At 75.3% G+C, this 18,286-nt stretch carries 17 protein-coding genes; 12 read left to right on the top strand and 5 right to left on the bottom strand.

Annotation, left to right across the window (positions count from 1 at the left end; translation table 11 throughout):
• Positions 1–7 precede the first annotated feature (7 nt).
• The 3 genes from Ani05nite_RS01950 to Ani05nite_RS01940 are packed head-to-tail and all read right to left on the bottom strand — an operon-like array spanning position 8 to position 2,391.
• Positions 8–592 carry a hypothetical protein gene (locus tag Ani05nite_RS01950; protein ID WP_203763669.1) on the bottom strand — a complete coding sequence of 195 codons (585 nt, stop codon included), beginning with the start codon at positions 590–592 and terminating at the stop codon, positions 8–10.
• Between the two features lie 39 nt (positions 593–631).
• Positions 632–1,285: a response regulator gene (locus Ani05nite_RS01945; protein WP_203763666.1), complete on the bottom strand. Its 654-nt coding sequence runs from the start codon at positions 1,283–1,285 to the stop codon at positions 632–634.
• Positions 1,282–2,391, bottom strand: coding sequence for a sensor histidine kinase (locus Ani05nite_RS01940; RefSeq protein ID WP_203763664.1), 1,110 nt, complete (start codon positions 2,389–2,391; stop codon positions 1,282–1,284). Before Ani05nite_RS01940 ends, Ani05nite_RS01945 begins: the two co-directional genes overlap by 4 nt.
• Positions 2,392–2,528: 137 nt before the next feature.
• On the opposite strand from Ani05nite_RS01940, the gene Ani05nite_RS01935 reads away from it, so the two are divergent.
• Positions 2,529–2,915, top strand: a complete 387-nt coding sequence (locus Ani05nite_RS01935) for a hypothetical protein (protein WP_203763661.1) — start codon at positions 2,529–2,531, stop codon at positions 2,913–2,915.
• Positions 2,916–2,944: 29 nt separating this feature from the next.
• Entirely contained in the window at positions 2,945–3,550 is a 606-nt protein-coding gene (locus Ani05nite_RS01930; protein WP_239129107.1) for a DUF2306 domain-containing protein, read from the top strand.
• On the opposite strand, the gene Ani05nite_RS01925 is transcribed toward Ani05nite_RS01930, so the two are convergent.
• Positions 3,538–4,722: a spore photoproduct lyase family protein gene (locus Ani05nite_RS01925; RefSeq protein WP_203763656.1), complete on the bottom strand. Its 1,185-nt coding sequence runs from the start codon at positions 4,720–4,722 to the stop codon at positions 3,538–3,540. The genes Ani05nite_RS01930 and Ani05nite_RS01925 overlap by 13 nt on opposite strands.
• A gap of 54 nt (positions 4,723–4,776) precedes the next feature.
• A complete protein-coding gene (locus Ani05nite_RS01920) occupies positions 4,777–5,574 on the bottom strand; it encodes an SDR family oxidoreductase (RefSeq protein ID WP_203763654.1) in 798 nt (265 codons plus the stop codon).
• Positions 5,575–5,754: 180 nt separating this feature from the next.
• Between Ani05nite_RS01920 and Ani05nite_RS01915 the strand changes: the two genes are divergently transcribed.
• From Ani05nite_RS01915 to Ani05nite_RS01875, 10 genes are all read left to right on the top strand, one after another.
• Positions 5,755–5,946: a thiomuracin/GE37468 family thiazolyl RiPP peptide gene (locus tag Ani05nite_RS01915; protein WP_203763651.1), complete on the top strand. Its 192-nt coding sequence runs from the start codon at positions 5,755–5,757 to the stop codon at positions 5,944–5,946.
• A gap of 70 nt (positions 5,947–6,016) precedes the next feature.
• Positions 6,017–8,695 carry a lantibiotic dehydratase gene (locus tag Ani05nite_RS01910; protein ID WP_203763648.1) on the top strand — a complete coding sequence of 893 codons (2,679 nt, stop codon included), beginning with the start codon at positions 6,017–6,019 and terminating at the stop codon, positions 8,693–8,695.
• Complete coding sequence (locus tag Ani05nite_RS01905) at positions 8,688–9,581, top strand: thiopeptide-type bacteriocin biosynthesis protein (protein WP_203763631.1); 894 nt, start codon at positions 8,688–8,690, stop codon at positions 9,579–9,581. The genes Ani05nite_RS01910 and Ani05nite_RS01905 overlap by 8 nt, the downstream gene beginning before the upstream one ends.
• Positions 9,578–10,630, top strand: a complete 1,053-nt coding sequence (locus Ani05nite_RS01900; protein WP_203763628.1) for a thiopeptide maturation pyridine synthase — start codon at positions 9,578–9,580, stop codon at positions 10,628–10,630. The genes Ani05nite_RS01905 and Ani05nite_RS01900 overlap by 4 nt, the downstream gene beginning before the upstream one ends.
• A complete protein-coding gene (locus Ani05nite_RS01895) occupies positions 10,627–11,946 on the top strand; it encodes a SagB/ThcOx family dehydrogenase (RefSeq protein WP_203763624.1) in 1,320 nt (439 codons plus the stop codon). The genes Ani05nite_RS01900 and Ani05nite_RS01895 overlap by 4 nt, the downstream gene beginning before the upstream one ends.
• Positions 11,943–13,847, top strand: a complete 1,905-nt coding sequence (locus tag Ani05nite_RS01890; protein WP_203763621.1) for a hypothetical protein — start codon at positions 11,943–11,945, stop codon at positions 13,845–13,847. Before Ani05nite_RS01895 ends, Ani05nite_RS01890 begins: the two co-directional genes overlap by 4 nt.
• A complete protein-coding gene (locus Ani05nite_RS40780; protein WP_239129106.1) occupies positions 13,837–14,295 on the top strand; it encodes a TOMM precursor leader peptide-binding protein in 459 nt (152 codons plus the stop codon). Before Ani05nite_RS01890 ends, Ani05nite_RS40780 begins: the two co-directional genes overlap by 11 nt.
• A complete protein-coding gene (locus Ani05nite_RS01885) occupies positions 14,292–15,737 on the top strand; it encodes a TOMM precursor leader peptide-binding protein (RefSeq protein WP_239129105.1) in 1,446 nt (481 codons plus the stop codon). Before Ani05nite_RS40780 ends, Ani05nite_RS01885 begins: the two co-directional genes overlap by 4 nt.
• Before the next feature lie 24 nt (positions 15,738–15,761).
• Positions 15,762–16,568: a KAP family P-loop NTPase fold protein gene (locus Ani05nite_RS01880; protein ID WP_203763615.1), complete on the top strand. Its 807-nt coding sequence runs from the start codon at positions 15,762–15,764 to the stop codon at positions 16,566–16,568.
• A 40-nt stretch (positions 16,569–16,608) separates the two neighbouring features.
• Positions 16,609–18,276: a hypothetical protein gene (locus tag Ani05nite_RS01875; protein ID WP_203763611.1), complete on the top strand. Its 1,668-nt coding sequence runs from the start codon at positions 16,609–16,611 to the stop codon at positions 18,274–18,276.
• The last annotated feature ends 10 nt before the right edge of the window (positions 18,277–18,286 follow it).

The raw sequence follows: 18,286 nt of genomic DNA, 5'->3' as shown, positions 1-18,286 counted from the left end.
GCCCGGGTCAGCCCGCGGCGACCGCCCGGAACACGATGGTCCGGCTGAAGGAGGCGCCGTCCACCTGGTACGCGTAGCAGCCCGGCCCGCCGACCGTGGTCGTCGCCGGCAGGTCGTTGTCCGGCTCGGTCAGCTCGGCGTGGTAGCCGTCGTCGCGCAGGCCGCCGAAGTAGGAGAACTGGGCGCTCGCGGCGCCCGGCCCGTCGATCCGGGCGACGCGCAGCAGCACCGGGCCGCGGTAGCCGGCACCGAGCCAGCGAACCTTCTTCACGTACGAGCCGTCCGGTTCCCGGTCTTCGCCGCGCAGTTCCAGCACGCCGCCCGGGAAGTAGTCGGCGATCGGGTACAGCGGCCCGTCGCCGAGCACCGCGGTCGCCTGCCCGGGGCCGGACCAGGCGTGCTTCGGCGTCACCGGGCACCGGTCGCCGGGCGCCATCACCGGGAGCCGCAGTGGCGGCATCGAGAAGACGACCGACGGCGACGGCGACGGTGAGGGCGAGGGCGAGGGCGAGGGCGAGGCTCCTGGTGCCGGGGCGTCGCACGCCGCCGTCAGGAGGACCGCGCCGAGCACGGCCGCCGCTGGAAACCGCATGCGCCGATTATCGGCCCTCGGCGGGCATTGCGGACCCCGCTATTCGACCAGTCCGGACTGGTAGGCGAAGACGACGAGTTGGGCGCGGTCGCGGGCCCCGAGCTTGACCATGGCGCGGCTGACATGCGTGCGGGCGGTGGCGGCGCTGATGCGGAGTCGTCTGCCGATGTCGTCGTTGGTGAGGCCCTCCGCGGCGAGCACCATGGCCTCCCGTTCTCGGTCGGTGAGGGTGTGGAGCTGGGGGTGGGGCGTTCTCGTGGTGGGTCTGAGCGTGACGAACTCCCGCAGCAGCGTGCGGGTGACCGATGGCGACATCAGTGCGCCCCCGTCGGCGACGGTCCGGATCGCGCGGAGGAGTTCCGCCGGCGTGGTGTCTTTGAGCAGGAAGCCGCTGGCTCCGTTGCGCAGGGCGTCGAAGACGTACTGGTCGTGTTCGAAGGTGGTGAGCACGATGATGCGGGTGTCGGCCAGGCCAGGGTCGGAGGTGATTCTCCGGGTCGCTTCCAGTCCGTCGATGCCGGGCATGCGGATGTCCATCAGCACGATGTCCGGTCTGGTGCGGCCGGCCATGGTCACCGTGGCGAGGCCGTCGGCGGCTTCGCCGACGCAGGTGAGGTCGTCCTCGTTGGCGATGAGGGTGCGGAGCCCGAGCCGGACGAGGTCCTGGTCATCGGCGATCAGAATGGTGATCACGCGCCGCCTCCGGCGGGGAGCCGTGCGCGCACCTCGAACCGCTGGGCCACCGGTCCGGCGACGAAGTCACCGCCCAGGGCCTCCACCCGGGCCCGCATCCCCCTGATGCCGGTGCCGTCACCGTTGGCCGGCGTGCCGTTGATCGGGTTCGCGATCGTGATGGTGACGTCGTCGGTGGTGTACCGGACGGTGACGTCGGCCCGCTCGCAGCGTCCGTGCCGCAGCACGTTGGTGAGTGACTCCTGGACGATGCGGTAGCCGGCCAGGTCGACCGCCGGGGGAAGAGCGCCGGGACGCTCGCCCGTGGTCCGGACGCGCACCGTCACGCCCGCGTCGGCCATGCGCCGGCGTAGGTCGTTCAGGCGGCCGAGACCGGCGGCGGGGGCGCGGTCGTCGCCGTCGACGTGCCGCACGGCGGCCAGTGTCGTGCGCAGTTCGTCGAGCGCCTGCCGGCTGGTCCGGCTGATCGCCGCCAACGCCACCCGAGCCTGATCGGGCTGGCGGGGCATGACGTGCAGGGCGATGTCGGCCTGCATCTTGATGGCGGCCAGGCCGTGCCCGACCACGTCGTGCACCTCCTGGGCGACGCGGAGCCGCTCCTCGTCCAGCCGCTGCCGGATCGCCTCGGCCCGGGCCTGCTGGCCGGCCTGCTGCCGCAGGCGCAGGCCGTATCCCAGAGCGCCGGGAACGACCACCCACGCGGCCACCGGTACGACGCCCAGCCATCCCAGCGCGCGGTCGGAGGTGAGCAGATGGACCAGCAGCAGCATCAGCGTCGCCGCCGCGCACCAGGCGGCGGCCGGTGGTGGAGCATGCCTGGCCGCGCTGTACACCGCGATCATGAGCACCAGGATGACCGGACCGTAGGCGTAGCCCAGGGCGAGGTATCCACCGGCGCAGACCGCCGCGGTCGTCAACGCCACGAGTGGCCGGCTCCGACGCGCCGACAGGCCGAGCGCCGCGACCACGACCAGGACGTAGCCCGGCGTACCCAGCGGCACCGACGGGCGGCCCAGCCCGTCGGCCACGGCGCTGCCGGCGGCAGCGGATGCTGCGAGCAGGGCGGCCAGGGCCAGGTCCGCTGCCGACGATCGGATCCACCTCATCCGGCGATCCTCGCAGGACGAGGACCGTGACCTGTACGCGATTCTGCGTACCACCGGCGACGCGATCGAGCCGACTCCGACGCCGTTGCGCCGCGGCACGCTGCATCGCACATCTTCGCCGCACCCAGGAGGAAGCGATGGCTGGCATCTGGAAGTCGACCACAATCCGTGGCCTCACGGTCGGGGGGCTCGCGGCGGGCGCCCTCGGTATCGCGGTCCTGTGGGCCTCTGGGGTCGAGTTCCCGTTCTATCCCCCACCCGGTCTCCTGCTCCTGGCGAGCGGCGCGGCGTTCGTCGGGGTGGCCAAGCGGGCCTGGGCACCCGGCGTCGGCGCGTTCCTGGGCCTGTTCGTGATCGTCGGGTTCGTCCTGTCCAGCGTGGTCAGCGGGGCCGGCACCGGCAACCTGACCGGCGACGCGGGCATCGGCGGGGTGATCGGCACCGTGATCCAGCTCGCCGGTGTGGTCACCGCCCTCGTGGCCGGCTCGGTCGCGGTCGGACGGGAATACCGGGCCGGGCGATGACCGGGCCACGCCCGCGAAGCGCACGGCTGATGTTCGTCGCCGCGATCGTCGTCAGCCTCGTCCTCGTCTACCCGTACCTCAGGCTCGACATGGACGACAGCCGCCTGGCCGTGAGTGGCAACCTGCACTACTCCGTGCTCGTGGCGCACATCGGCACGGCCGCGGTCGCGATAGTCCTCGGCCCCCTGCAGTTCATGTCCGGGGTGCGGGCGCGCCGGACGCTGCACCGCACGATCGGCCGGGTCTATCTCCTCGCCGGGGTCCTGCCTTCCGCGGTGACCGCGATCCCGGTCGCGTTGTGGTCCGGCCGCACCGTGACCCGGATCGGCCTCGTCATCGCGGCCGCTCTGTGGCTGATCACCGGTGGGCTCGCCTACCGTGCCGCTCGCCGCCGCGACTTCACCGGCCACCGCGACTGGATGACACGCAACTACGCCCTGACGTTCCTCGCCGTCACCGCGCGCGTTCTCACCCCGCTCCTGCTGCTGGCTCAGCTTCCGTTCATCGGCGACGGGGCCGGGCCGGTCGGGGCACGCGTGCAGTCCTTGATTCCGGTCGGCCAGACTCTCGGCTGGATCGTCAACCTGGTGGTCGCGGAGTGGCTCATCAGGCGCCGCACAGCTCAGGTCCAGTAGAGGATCCGGCAGGACGGCAGCCGCCGGGCGATCTCGGTCTCGAACCAGCCCCGCAGCTGCCGCATGGTCTCGGCCGGGTAGACGTACTTCACCGCGCCGAACTTGCCGTGCTTACGGCTGCGCGACTCCTCGTCCATCTCCAGCTTGGTGCGCGGGTACCAGCCCAGCAGCACCTCCTTGCTGCCCGGGGTGAACCGGTGGGTGATCAGCTCGGCGGTCAGGTCCAGCCCGGGCACGCCCGCGACGGCGGCGACGACCTGGTCCAGCAGCAGACCGTAGTGCTCCTGCCAGTCCGGCACCGCGATGATCGGGGCGATGGTCAGCCCGACCGGGTAGCCGTCCAGGGCCAGCCGGCGCAGCGCGGCCAGCCGGTCCGGCACGCTGCTGGTGCCGCCCTCCATGCGGGTGCTGACCGGCGCGCAGTTGACGCTGAGCCGGACCCGGGTGCGGCCGGCGTGCGGCAGCCCCACGAACGAGGCGACGTCGTCGAACTTGGTCGTCCAGCGCAGCTGCACCGGCGCGTCCCAGCCGCCGAAGTGCTCCACGGCCCGGCGCCAGCTGCCGGTCAGGTGCTCCAGCGCGAGCGGGTCGGTGTAGCAGGAGGCCTCGAAGGTGGTGCCCTCGTCGCGGCGGGCGGCGCGGCGGCTGGTGATCGTGCCGTGGCCGGCGTACGCGGCCAGGCCGGCCAGGATGTCGTCCAGGTCGGCGTACACCCGGGTCACCGGCGGCCCGGACAGCGAGCCGGCCAGGTAGCAGTACTGGCAGTGCGCCGGGCAGCCCTCGGCCAGGTCGAAGCGCCAGTCGGCGCTGGGCGCGATCGGCTGCAGCTTGCGCCGGGCGGGCGGGCTCACCACGATCGCCATGGTGGCCTTGGCCCGGGCGTAGGTCTCCCGGTCGGTCTCGCCGCGCACCCCGGTGAGCCGGTTGGCGGCCAGCCGTTCCACCTCGATGCCCAGCGCCTCGACCCGGGCCATGATGCGCCGGCCGTGGGCGTGGTCGTAGGCCGCCGGGGTCGCCACCACCCGCCGCGGCGTCCAGCGGCGCGCGGGCCGGGCCGGCGGCGCGACGGCGCTGAGGTCGAACGTGCGCACCGCCTCGCCGCTGGCGCTGTGCGGCGCCGCGGGCGTGTCGGGGGCGAGCGGCTGGTCGACGTCCACGGCGGGTTCGGTCACCCCCGGCCAGTACCCCGGCCCGGGCGGATGTACCGCCGGCGGGCCGGGCGGCGCTCAGCGCAGGGTGAGCACGTTGCCGGTGATCAGCGCCGCCGCGTCCGAGGCCAGGTACGCGATCACCTCGGCGACCTGCGCGGGCGTGGCCACGTGCACGTGGGTGGGGCTGCGGGCCACGAAGTGGCGGACCGCGCCGGTGACCCACCCGGTGTCGGTGACCGGCGGGTGGACCACGTTGGCGGTGATGCCGAGGTCGGCCAGCTCCACGGCGGCGGACATCGTGTAGTTGGTCTGGGCGGCCTTCGCGGCGCCGTACGAGACCTCCTCGGGGAAGCCCAGCGCGCCGCCGGAGGTGAGCCCGACGATCCGCCCCCAGCTCCCGCCGCGGGCCGCGTGCCGGCGGGCGAACTCGGCGATGAGCAGGGCCGGCGCCATCGCGTCGACGGCGAACTGCGGCGTGAACGTGGCCGCGGTGACCGGCTGCATCCGCCGGCCGTGCTGGTCGGTGGCGCGCGGGGCGAAGGTGTCCTGCACCCAGCCGGTCGCGTTGTTGATCAGGATGTCGACCGGCCCGAACGCCGCCTCGGCCCGGTCGAACAGGCGCGCCGGGGCCAGCGGGTCGGTCAGGTCCTCGTCTGCGGCGACCGCCGCGCCGCCGCGGTCACGGATCGCGGCCACCACCGGGTCCGCGGTGCGCGCCCGGTTCGCCCGGTAGGCGTCGGGCACCGCGGGGTCCACCGGATCGTCGATCCGCCGGTACGCGCAGACCACGGCGGCGCCGGCGGCGGCGAGCGCCTCGGCGGTGGCGGCGCCGATGCCGTGGTTGGCGCCGGTCACGAGGGCGACGTGGGGCATCCGCGCAGTCTGTCGGCCCCGGTGGGCGCGAGGCAACGCAGTTCCGCGCGCGGCCGCCCGGCCGACTGCGGACCACCGGCAGCGCCAGGACAGCGGACGGCTGCCGACTGCGGGGCGCGCCGCACCGATTCGCCGCAGTAGCGTCCGCTGACTGCCCTGGACTCCAGGAGGAGGTGAACTATGGATTCCTTCGACAAGCAGCCGCCGGACACGTTCGACATCGACCTCGCGGACCTGCCACTCGACGTCTTCGAGCTGGCCGATCCGGGCCTGACCATCGAGTCGCTCACCGCGGGTCACGGCATGCCCGAGAACGCGGCCTCGGCGTACACGAACTTCTGCCTGTGCAGTTGTTCGCGCTGTTCCGGCTGAGCTGCCCGGCGGCGGATGTCATCGGCGTGCCGCATGGCGTCCGCCGCCGGTCTGGAGAAAGGACGCGGTCGTGACGGCGCCTCGACCCCCGGTGGTCCGCATCGCCGGGATGCCGTTCCCGGCGTTGACCGGCCTGCGGCTGGAACGCACGTGGGACGAGGTCACACGCATCCGCGACGAACGCGGCCGCCTGGGCGCCGAGGGCGAGTTGCTGGCCGCTCTGCTGCACGAGCAGGTACGGCTGCTGACCGGCACCGCGCACCGCCCGGCGGTCCTGACCCTGCGCCGCCGCCTGCACCAGGGACGGCGCCCGCCCCCGTCGTCGTGGACCCCGGCGGTACGCGCGGCCCTGCCCGGTCCCCTCGCCGCCCGGATCGGCGCCTGGCTGGACCGGCACGCCGCCTGCGACGCGGCGGCGGCCCGGCTCGACGCCCTGCTGCACGAGGAGCACGCCGACAAGCAGGTCCGGCTGCTGGCGGCGGCCCGGGAGCCGGCGTTCCGGCGGGCGCTGGCCGAGTCGAGCCCCACCATGTCCGCCGAGCTGGGCAAGCGGCTGGCCGATCCGGCCCACCGCCCCGCGCGCAAGACACTGATCAGGCTGGCCCGGTACCTCGCCCGCGCGGCGGCCAAGACCAGCCCCTCCAGCAGCTTCACCACCAGCGGCTTCGGCACGTGGGCGGCCGACGGCCCGGCGGTGCGCTTCACCGGCACGCCCGCGGTCGGCGTCCCGGAGCTCAGCGCGCCGCTGGTGCGCAGCGTCGAGCGGGCGGTCGCCGCCCAGCCGTCCGTCCGGCCCGCCCGCCTGATCCGGGTGAACCCCAGCCTGGTCCGCTCGGCGGACCGGGTGCGTTTCCTGGCGGCCCGGCCCACCGAGCAGCTGATCGCAATGCCGGCGCCGGCCCTGCTGCGCCGCTGCCTCGAGCTGCTCGACAGCGCCACGGTGACGACCGTGGGCGGGCTGGGCTCGGCGGTGGCCGCGCTGGCCCCGACGGCCGACGCCGCGACGGTGGCCGGCTTCGTCGACCACCTGCTGACCAGCGGCCTGATCGAGGCCCGCCTGCCGGTGCCCGAGCACGCCACCGACCGGCTCGGCGCGCTGCTCGCCTGGCTCGCCCGCGAGCGGCTCACCATCGACGCGGAGCTCGCCGCGGCGATCGCCGAGGTCCGCGACGCGGTACGCCGGCCCGCGCCCGTCACCGACTTCGACCACCACCAGCGGTGGCGCGCCGACACCGACCACGCGGTGCGCCGCCTGCTGTCCGGTCTGGACGCGCCGCCGGACGCCCCCACGGCCGCGCCGGCCGGGGTCACCGACGCCCAGCAGGCGACGCTGCGCCACGCCGCCGTTCACGATCACGTCGTGCACACCGCTGCGGTGGCCGAGCTCTCGGCCCGCCGGTGGGGTCCCGCGCTGGCCGATCTCGACCTCGTCCGGCGCTGGCTGGCGGCGCTGGACCCGGCCGCTCCGCTGCGCCTGGCCGCGACCCGGCTCTGGCCCGAGCGTTTCCCACCCGGCGGCACGGTGACCTTCCTGGACTTCCACCACGCCGTGCAGGACGCCCGCAAGCACGCCGCCACAGCCGCCGAGGCCGAGGTCCGCCGGTTCCTCGAGGTCGACGCCCTGCTGCCGTTCTCCGCCGCCGCCGCGCTCAGCCAGGAGCCGCGGATCCGGCTGTTCGACCGGATCCGCCGCCGGGAACTGGACCGGCTGCGCCAACCGGTCGACGCCGACGGTGTCGTCCGGATCGACGTGGACGTGCTGGAGAAGGCGATCGCCGGCTGGCCCGACTGGATGCGCCCGCCGGCCTCGCTGGGGTGTTACGTGCAGACCCGCGGCGCCGGCGACGAGGTCCGGCTGGTGCTCAATGTCGCCGGCACCGGGCACGCCCGGGGGCACAGCCGGCTGGCCTGGCTGCTCGCCGAGCACGAGGGCGGCGGGACGCCCGCGCCCGACCGGCCCGCGGCCCGGCCGGGTCCCGTCCGGGCCGAGCTGAGCGGCACGTTCGGCAGCGCGGTCAACTGCCGCCGGCCGGCCCTGCCGTACGAGATCGACTATCCCTTCACCGTCAGCGGCAGCCCGGCGCCGGCCCGGATACCGCTGCACGATCTGGTGGTCGTCCACGACCGGGACGCCGACCAGCTCGTCCTGCGCTCGGCGCGGCTCGGTGTCGCGGTCACCGCGCTGCACCTGGGTCTCATGGCGGACTTCCTGCTGCCGCCGGCGGCGCGCCTGCTGTGTCTGCTCTTCGGCGAGGCCCACCTGCTGCATCCGAGCGTCCCGCTGGTGCCGCCGGAGTCCGAGGTGCTCGCGCCGCAGCGCCTCGGCCGGCAACCGCGCGCCGAGATCGGCCGGGTGGTGGTGCAGCGGGAACGCTGGACCGTGCCCGTGGCGGCGGTGCCGGCGCGGGCCGGCGGCGACACCGACGCCGGGTACCTGCTCTCGCTGGCCACCTGGCTGCGGGGCCAGGGCATCCCGGACCGCACGTTCGTCCGGGTGCCCGACGGCTCCGGACCGGCCGGGGACGGCGCCGGCGGGGCGGTACGCGACGCGCTCGCCAAGGCCCGCAAGCCGTTCCCCCTGGATCTGGCCGACTGGTTCGCCGTGCTGGCGTTCGAACGCGCCGTGCGGCTCTCGCCGGGGCCGGTGACGTTCGAGGAGGTGCTGCCGGGCCCGGCCGACGCCCTGACCACCGCGGACGGGCAGCAGCGGGCCACCGAGTTCCTGGTCGAGGTGTCCGGCGATGCGTGAGCCCCCGTGGGTCAGCGCCCACCTCGTCCACGGCGGCGACCTCGACGCCCTGCTGGTGTCGGTCGTCACCGCGGTGCACGCCTCCGGTCTGGCCGGGGACCTGTTCTTCCTGCGGTACTGGGAGGGCGGCGACCACGTGCGGCTCCGGGTCCGGCCCGCCGCGGGCGCCACGGCCGACGACCTGTGCGCGCTGCTGACCGAGCACGGCCGGCGGCACTTCGCGGCCCACCCGTCGACGCCGGCCGACCCGGACCAGTACGCCCGGCAGGCCCGCGCCCTGGGCGCACTGGAACGACTGCCCACGTGGGAGCCGGTGCAACTGCCCAACGACACCGTGGTCTTCCGGCCGTACGTGCCGGAGTACGACCGCTACGGCCGGGGCGCGGCGATGGACGCGGTGGAACGCCACTTCGTCGAGTCGAGCCGCATCGCGCTCGCCGTGCTGGCCGCCCGCCCCGACCCGGACCGCCGGCAGACCGCCGCCCTGTCGTTCCTGCTGGTGTCGGCGTCGGCCGGCGTCGGGACCGGCGATGCCGCGCCGCCGCGGGAACAGGCGCTGCGGGATCTGGCCGAGCGGGCCGCCTTCGCCCGGCGGTACGAGCGGCAACGCGGCAAGCTCATCGAGCTCCAGCGCCGGATGGCCGCCGTCGCCACCGGCCCGGCGAGGACCACCGGCGTGCTGGCGGCGTGGCACCGGTCGCTGACGACCCTGCGGGACCGGCTGGACGCCGCCGGCGCCGACCCGCCGCGGGTCACGGCGATCCTCGACACGTGCGGTCACCTGCTCTGCAACCGTCTCGGCCTCACCCTGGCGGAGGAGGCGTACGTGCGCTATCTCGCCGGGCGGCTGCCCGCCGACCGCGCCGTCGAGGAGGCCGGCCGATGACCTGGCACAGCATCCACGTCGCGTACCACGACGAGAGCCTCGACGACCTGGTGGTCGACGGGGTGTGGCCGTTGTTCACCGCGCTGGGCCCGGACGTGCCGGCCCGGTATCTCGTCCGGCACTGGCGGCGTGGACCGCACCTGAGGCTGAACCTGCGCACCGGCGGCGCCGACCTGCCCGCCGCCGTCCGGTCGGCCACCTGGCGCATCGTCGGCGGCTACCTCGCCGACCACCCCTCGACCCGGGTGCTCGACAGCGGGCGCTTCCGGGAGCTGCACCGGCGGCTGGCCCGGCTGGAGAACGACCCCGGGCCGACCGAGCCGTGGTACGACAACAACACCCTGCGGGCGGCGCCGTACGAGCCGGGCCTGGGTGGCGTGTGGACCGACTTCCACGTCGCCACCGCGGAGCTCACGTTCCGGATGACCGACCAGGTCCGGCGCGCCCGGGGACGGCTGTCGCTGGCGTACGACCTGCTGATCGCGACCGCGCACCGGCTCTCCGGCCGCTCGCTCGTCGAGGGTTTCCCGTCCTTCCGCTCGCATGCCGAGGGGTTTCTCACCGGCTTTCCCGAGGGTCCCGGGATGCGGGCGCGGTGGGACGACCACTTCGCCCGGCACGCCGATCAGCTCGTCGACCGGGCCAGGTCCGTGGTGGCGGCGCTCGACGGCGGTGGCCCGGGTGTCGCGCTGGTCGACGAGTGGACCCGCGTGCTGGCCGAGGTGCAGCAACGGGCCCGGCGCGACATCGAGGCCGGCCGCCTGAGCCTGGACGACCCCGAGCCCGGCCGCTACGACCCGGGGCTGCGGCCGTTGCCGGACGTCAGCGCGTTCCACCGCACGCTGATGGCCGACGACCGGTCGTGGGCGGACATGCGGGCGGCGACCTGGTTCCAGGCCTACCGGTTCGCGCTGAACTGCCTCTACCTCCAGCTGACCAAGCTCGGCGTCACCCCGGTCGAGCGCTTCATGCTCTGTCACCTGGCGGCCGACGCCGTGGAGGCCGGCTACGGCGTCACCGCGCTCGAGGTGCTGCGGGGCCGGCCGTGATCTCCGTACGGCTGCGGCTGCGCCCCGGGGTCTTCGCCGTCACCGACGCGCAGGACGCGGTCAGCCTGCTGGCCTGGCCGCACCTGACGTCGCTGGGCCGGCTCGACCCCGCCGGCCGCGCCCTGCTGGACGAGCTGGCCGCGGAGCCCGGCGTGGACGCCCCGCCGGCCGGCCGGGCGCCGCTGGTCGACCGGTTGCGCGCGCAGGGCTGGCTGACGGTCAGCGTGCGGGCCGGCGAGAAGCTCTGCTACGAGCTGGAGCCGCGGCGCCCGGCCCGACCGCCGGGGGACGACACCGTCGCCCGGCTGTCCCGGTTCGCCGTCATCACCCGGTCCGATCCCGGCCTGGTGCTGCGGTCGCCGCTGGCGTGGTGCGACGTGCGCCTGCACGACCCGCGGCTGCTGGCCGCGGTGGCCGACCCGAGCGTGCCGGGCCCGGTGCCCGGGTTCGTGGACGACCTGCGCTGGGCCGGTCTGCTGGCCACCGCCGGCGAGGCGGACGACGAGCTGCGGCACCGCCAGTGGGCCACCCCGGACCTCTGGTTCCACGCGGCCAGCCGGCTGGGCGCGCGCACCGGGGAGCCGACCGGGGCGACCGGCTGGGCCCAGGACCGGTTCCCGCCGCTGCCGGCCCGCCCGCCGGCCCGTACCGGGACCGCGACGGTCCTGGACCGCCCGGACCTCGACGCCCTCCGCCGGTCGGACCCGTCGCTGACCACCGTCGTCGAGCAACGGCAGTCGGTACGGCGCCACGACGACCGCGAGCCGCTCACGGTCCGGCAGGTGGGCGAGTTCCTGTACCGCTGCGCCCGGGTCCGCGGCGTCCGGCGCGCCGACGGCCTGGAGCTGGTCGACCGGCCGTTCCCGTCGGCCGGCGCGCTGCACGAGCTGGAGCTGTACCTGATCGCCCGGCACGTCGCCGGCCTCGCGCCCGGCGTGCACCACTACGACGCCCACGGCCACCGGCTGGAACACCTGAGCGGGATCACCGCGCCGGCGCACCGGCTCGTCTCGGACGCGGGGGCCGCCGCCGGGATGACGACTCCCCCGCAGCTGGTGGTCGTGACGGCCGCGCGGTTCGGCCGGGTGCTGTGGAAGTACCAGGACATCGGGTACGCGCTGATCCTCAAGAACGCCGGCGTGCTCTGCCAGACGATGTACCTGGCCGCCACCGCGATGGGCCTGGCCCCGTGCGCGATCGGCAGCGGGGACTCCGCGGCCTTCGCGGCGGCCACCGGGCTGGATCCGCTCGTCGAGGGCCCCGTCGCGGAGTTCGTGCTGGGCAGCCGCCCGGCCGGCGATCAGGAGCCGCGATGACGCTGCGGTTTCGGGCCGGGGTGCGCTGGACGGCCGTGGACGACGGTCTGTTCATCCTCGGGCCCGGGGTGTCCGTACGGCTGCGGGGCGCCTCGATCGCCGCCTGGTTCGAGCGGCTGGCGCCGTACCTGGCCGGCGGGCACACGATGGCGCAGCTGACGGCCGCGCTGCCCGCCGACCGGCGGGCGCAGGTCGAGGCGATCATCGGCCTGCTGATCGACCGGGACGTGGTGCGCCAGCAGCAGCCGGACCGGGCCGACACCCTCACCGCGGAGGACGCCACCCGGTACCGGCGCGGCATCGGCCTGCTCGCCGACCAGGGGCCGTCGGCCCGGTGGCGGTTCCAGCGCTACCGGGACGCGCCGGTCCTGGTCATCGCCGATGATCCGCTGTGCTCGGCGCTGATGCACGCGGCGCGGCAGGCCGGCAGCCGGGACGTCACCGCGATCGCCGCCGGTGCGCTGCCCGGGGCGGCGCACCGCACGACCCGGGTCGTCCTGCACGGCCCGCGGGCCGACACCGACCCCGAGACCGGGCCGGTGGACCGCTGGTGCCGGGAGCGGCGGGCGCTGCTGGCCCGGATCGTGCTGGACGGCGGCCGGGCCTGGGTGCAGGTCTCGGACACCGCCGAGACGCCGGGGGCCTGGGCGGGGGCCCGGAGCCGGCGCGCCGACCTGGGCTCGACGGCCGGTGGCGCCGGGCCCTGTGACCCCGGTACGGCGGCCCTGCTGGCCAACCAGGTGGTCCGGGCCGTGCTGCTGCGGCTGGGCGGCGTCACCGACGACCGGGCCCCGGTGACCACGAGCGTCGACCTCGCGAGCCTGCACACCGAGCAGCACCGGGTGCTGGCCCACCCGTACCACGCCGGGACCGCGCCGCCGACCGCGTCCGCGCTGATCGCCGAGGTCCGGGCGCTGGAGGCGGCACCGGCCGGGTCGCCCGAGGTCTTCTCCCGGCGGGCCGCCGGCTGCGCGGACCCCTTCTTCGGCATCCTGACCGCGCCCGACGAGGGTGACTTCGCCCAGACGCCGCTGCACGTGGCGCACTGCCGGGTCGCCGACCCGGGCGGCCTGGCGCCGGCGCCCGAGCACCGGTGGGTCGCCGGCAGCGGCCCGACCTTCGATCAGGCCCGGCTGCGGACCGGGCTGCGCGCGGTGGCCCGCTACGCCGCGCTGGCGGTGGATCCGCGCCGGCTGGTCGACGCGGCCGGCCGGACCGCGCCCGGCGAGGATCCCCGCGAGATGCTGCACCGGGTCCGGCGCCGGCCGGGCGACTTCCGCCTGTGGGGCTACGACCTCACGACCCACGAGCCCCGGCTGGTCCCGGCCGCCGCCACCTTCCCGGCGCTCGCCGGCCGGCCCGAGCCCGGGCCGGTGACCGCCTACGACTGGAACCAGGCTCTGCTGACCGGTCTGCTCGGCCGGGCGAGCGCCGGGCTCATTGCCCGTGACCCGACCCGGCCCGCCCGCTACGTCCCGCTCACCGACCGCCCGCTGACCGCGGACGGACACCGCTGCCTGCGGATCCTGCGGTCCACCGGCGAGCCGGCGACCTGCGCGGCGCTGCTGGAGGAGGCCGGGATCAGCGGGTACGCCGTCCGCCTGGGTGACCGTCCCCCGGCGGAGGGCTGGGCGCGCTCGGGTGACGCCGCGCTCGCCCAGGCGGTCGAACGCACGCTGCTGGCCCACCAGTCCGCGATCACCGGCCAGCCCCGGTACGCGCCCTCCCGCCTCGACCCGCCACTCCCCCACGACGGCGATCCGGCCACCGGACTCGACGACATCCTCACCGCCTTCGGCCGCCGCGGCCTGCGCCCGGTCGCCGTGCCCGCGATCCATGACCCCGCCGTGGCGCGGGTCCATCCGTTCGTGGTCTCGGTGGTGCTCGACGATGGACGATGACCGGAAACGGCTGCGCGTCCAGGGGTCCGGCCTGCTCGCCGAGGCGCTTCGCGAGCACCTCGGCGGCGGCCCGGAGCTGCCGGCCGGCCTCACCGTCGTCGCCCGGGACGGCTGGTGCCCCGATCCGCCGGAACGCACGGACGGGTCGCCCGGCCTCACCGTCTGGACCGAACTCGACAAGGTGGTCATCGGCCCGCTGCACACCCCGGGCGTACCGGGCTGCCCGACCTGTGCCCGGGGCCGGCGCCGTCGCGCCCGGCCGGACGCCGCCGCCGTCGCCGCCCTGCGCGACCGCCACCGGGCCGAGCTGGCCCGGGAGCCCTCGCCGTGGCTGACCGAGTCCGCGGCGCACACGGTCGCCGCCGTCGTCGGTGCGGACGTTCACCTGCTGGCGAGCGGCGGCCGGCCGCGCACGGCCGGCGCGCCCTGGCGTTCCTCGACCTCATGACCCTGACCCTGCGCTGGCACCGGGTGCTGCCCGACCCGCACTGCCCGGCCTGCGGCGAGCTGCCCGACGACTCCCCGGCCGCCGCCCGGCTGAGCATCGAGCCGAGAATCAAGCCGGCCCGCGACCGCTACCGGCTGCGGTCGCTCACCGCCCGGGCCGCCGACCTCGAAGCGGCCTATCACGACGAGGAGACCGGCCTGGTCCGCTCGCTGGCCCACGGCGCCCAGGGCGGCCTGACGGTGGCCGCGGCGGAGATCGGCCTGCGCGGCGACGACGCCACCGAGTCGGGGTACGGCCGCAGCCGCGACTACCGCACGGCCAGGGTGACCGCGATCGCCGAGGCCCTCGAGCGGTACGCCGGCATGGAGCCGGGCGGCCGCCGCACGACGGTGCGCGCGCCCTACGCCGACGTACGGGCCCAGGCCGTGCACCCCGAGACGCTGGGCCTGTACCCGGCCGCCGCCTACCGGCAGCCCGGCTTCCCGTACCGGCCGTTCGACGAGCGGCAGCTCTACCGGTGGGTGTGGGGCTACTCGTTCGCCCGCTCGGCGCCGGTCCTGCTGCCGGAGTCGTACGTCTACTACCGCAGCCGGCGCACCCACCCCGACGAACCCGCGCTGGTGTACGAGGTCTCCAACGGCTGCGCGCTGGGTTCCTGCCTCGAGGAGGCCGTCCTGCACGGCATCCTGGAGGTGGCCGAGCGGGACGCCTTCCTGCTCACCTGGTACGCCCGGATGACGCCGCCGCGGCTCGACCCGGCCTCGGCCGGGGACCCCGCGCTGCCCCTGCTCGCCGCGACGATCGAGGCGGAGACCGGCTACCGGGTGGAGCTGTTCGACATCACGCTGGAGCAGGGCGTACCCGCCGTCTGGGCGCTCGCCGCGGACGCCACCGGCGAACCGCACCGGGCCCGGGCCGCCTGCGCCGCCGCCTGTCACCCGGACCAGGGCCAGGCGGCGCTCAACGCCCTGGCCGAACTCGGGCCGCTGCTGCCCGACCTGGGCCGCGCGTACGCCGCCCGGGCCGACCTGGCCGCGGCGATGGCCCGCGACGCGTCCCTGGTGACCGAGATGGAACACCACGCCCTGCTGTACGCCGAGCCGTCGGTGTTCGACCGGTTCGACTTCCTGACGCGCAGCACGCAGACGGTGCCGCTGCGCCCGGACATCCTCGGCGGCGCCGACCTCGGCGCCGACCTGACCGCGATGATCGGCCGCTACCTGGCCACCGGCCTGGACGTCGTGGTCGTCGACCAGACCACGCCGGAGCAGCGGGCGGGCGGCTTCACCTGCGTGAAGGTGGTCGTCCCGGGGACGCTGCCGATGACCTTCGGGCAGGCCAACCGGCGGGTGCACGGGCTGCCGCGGCTGGTGAGCGTGCCGGCGGCGCTGGGCCGTGCCGTGCCGCGGGAGCTCAACCCGCATCCGCACCCGTTCCCCTGACCCGGGCTCGCTAACCTGCGTGACATGGTGGACAGTGCGGCAAGGGGCTGGTGGGCGGACGATCCCATCTCCTCCCCGGGTGAGGAGACGCTCGGGCGCCGGGAGTTCGTGGACCGGCTGGTCGCGATGTTCGCCGAGATCGGCACGCAGTCGAGCAGCACGGTGCTGGCGGTGGTCGGGCCGTGGGGCAGCGGCAAGACGAGCACGGTGAACCTGGTCCTGGAGAAGCTGGACGAGAAACGGTGGGGCATCGCGCGGCTGAACCCGTGGGCGCTGGGGTCGGCGGAGGCGATCGTCGCGGAGCTGCTCGGCGCGATCCGGTCGGCTCTGCCGGAGAAGGCCAGATCAGCGCGGGAGAAGCTCAAGACCTACGCCCTCTACGCGACACCGGCCCTCGGGCTCATTCCCGGCGCCGGCGCCGCGACCACCAAGGCGTTCGAGCTGGCCGCCCGCCGGTGGACGGACGAGGGCACGCTCCAGACGCACTTCGAGGAGCTCGAGACGGAACTGGCCGCGATCGATCGGCCGGTGCTGGTCTTCGTGGACGACGTCGACCGGCTGCAGCCGGATGAGCTGCTGGCCCTGCTCCGGGCGATCCGGGTGGTGGGACGGCTGCCGAACGTGCACTACGTCGTCGCCTACGACCAGCTGACGCTGGTCGACTTCCTGGTGGTGACCCACCTTCGGGCGACCTGTCCGCCGGTGTACCGGGCCGTGCTGGCCGACCGGTCGTGGCTGACGGCGCCGGTGGCCTTCGAGGACGACGAGCGGCTGCGCGCCTGGCGGGACGGGCGCCGGCTGGCTGATCTCCCGGGCCTTCGCGCGCGGTGACCTGGACCTGTCCGACGCGGAGCTGGCAAGGGTTCTGCACATGTGGGCGCGTACCCCGTTCCCCCGCCTGGCGCTGGACGGCCTGCTCACTCCCGACCCGGCCGACCGGGAGGCCTGCGCGAGCAGCGCCGGTGCCCTGCGGCGGTTGGCCGCCCTGTCCGAGCAGCTCACGCCGGACGAGGCCGCGGCGATTCTGTACGAGGCGGTGCGGTACCTGCCCATGCCCGCCGGTGCGGGCGTCGTGGGCGGCCCGGACGCTGCCATGGTCCAGTGGCTGACCCGCCTGCTGTGCATGATCGAGAGGCTCGACGTGCCCAACCTGATGCCCGCCCTGGCGAGGACGGGGTTCCGGGGTGTGGTCGACTTCCTGCACGCGCTGTCGACTGCGCGCAGCATCCTCACCGCCGACTGGCTGCCCGAGCTCATCGCGCGCACCACCGACCTGGGATGGGGGCTTTTCCAGGAGCACGTGCGCGACGGGGACGAGGCGCCGGATCAGCCGACCGCCACGCTGTTCACCCTGGTCGAGGATCTGCTCGGCGCCCGGGCGGTGAACCGGCGGCTCCAGGCGGCACTGGCCGACGGGTTACCGCTCATCGCGATCGCGGCCCGGCTGGTGCAGGTCAGGACGGAGGGTGACACCGGCCCTCCCCTGATCGTCCACTTCGATGCGACGGAGATGCTCGGAAGGTTCGGGCTGGACAGCGTGCGGACCGCCCTCGACGGCCCGCAGCTCCCGGGCGAGCCGGACGACCTGGACGTCTCGTGGGCGGGCCGTCGGCGCCACGCCACCGTCGCGTTGCGCGCCGTTGTCGCCTCGCACGCCGCCGGGAGACGTCTGCCGGCGCTGCCGGAGGGACCCCCCCGCCGACTCGGCAACCGGGCGACCGTGCTGCGCGCCCCCGGCGCCGAGGTGCCCGACCTCCGGGTGACGGTGGCTGTCCTGACGCCGGCCGACGCCTCGACCGAAGCCGGCCCGCCCGGCCCCGGGCTGGTGGGTGAGCAGCGTGAACGGGTCATCCTGGCCACGCTCGAAAACAGCCCGATGACGCGCTGGCTGGGATCGGCCGCGAGGTCCTGGCCGCTGGCCGCCCGGCGGTGGGAGATCGCGGATCCGGGCGACGGCCGCAGCTACACCCACTGCGTCACGGCGCTCGCCTCCACCGACGAGGACGCGGGCTTCTGGCGGGTGCAGACGCCGGTCCTGGCCGGCGCCGCGGTGCGGACCGGAGGCGACCTGCCGCGGCCGTTCCTGATGGCCGACTTCGAGATCGGGCTGTGGTTGACCGAACTCGGAGCGGACCGCCGGCCGGCGGGGCGGCGACACGACGCCCGGCCGCTGCCGGCCGCGCTGTCCCTGAACGAGATGGACGGCATGCTCACCGCGATGATCGCCACCGGCCTCGAGTCGGCGTCGGCGCTGTTCGGCCGCGTGCTGACCTCGTTCGACGCCGACCCCGCGCTGAATCTGCACGTGCGGATCGGCACGCCGGCCGGCATCGACGCCGTGGTCGACCTCGGGGACCTGCAACGGGCCGGCGCCGACGGCTCCCGGACCGTGTCGCTGGAGCACGACTTCGCGTTCGCCCCGGCCCGGGACGACGCGTCGACGCTGTCCGGCGGGTGGGCGCTGGCGCTGCTCGGCGAGATGCTGCTGCGATCCGGTTACCGCAGGTACGAGCAACGGCTGCTGGCGTTGCGCGACTGAACGCTCGACC

It is taken from the genome of Actinoplanes nipponensis (genome assembly GCF_016862275.1).
In the GTDB taxonomy this organism is placed as follows: domain Bacteria; phylum Actinomycetota; class Actinomycetes; order Mycobacteriales; family Micromonosporaceae; genus Actinoplanes; species Actinoplanes nipponensis.
The sequence above is the reverse complement of the archived record's forward strand: the minus strand, read 5'-3'. Positions and strand labels throughout refer to the sequence as shown.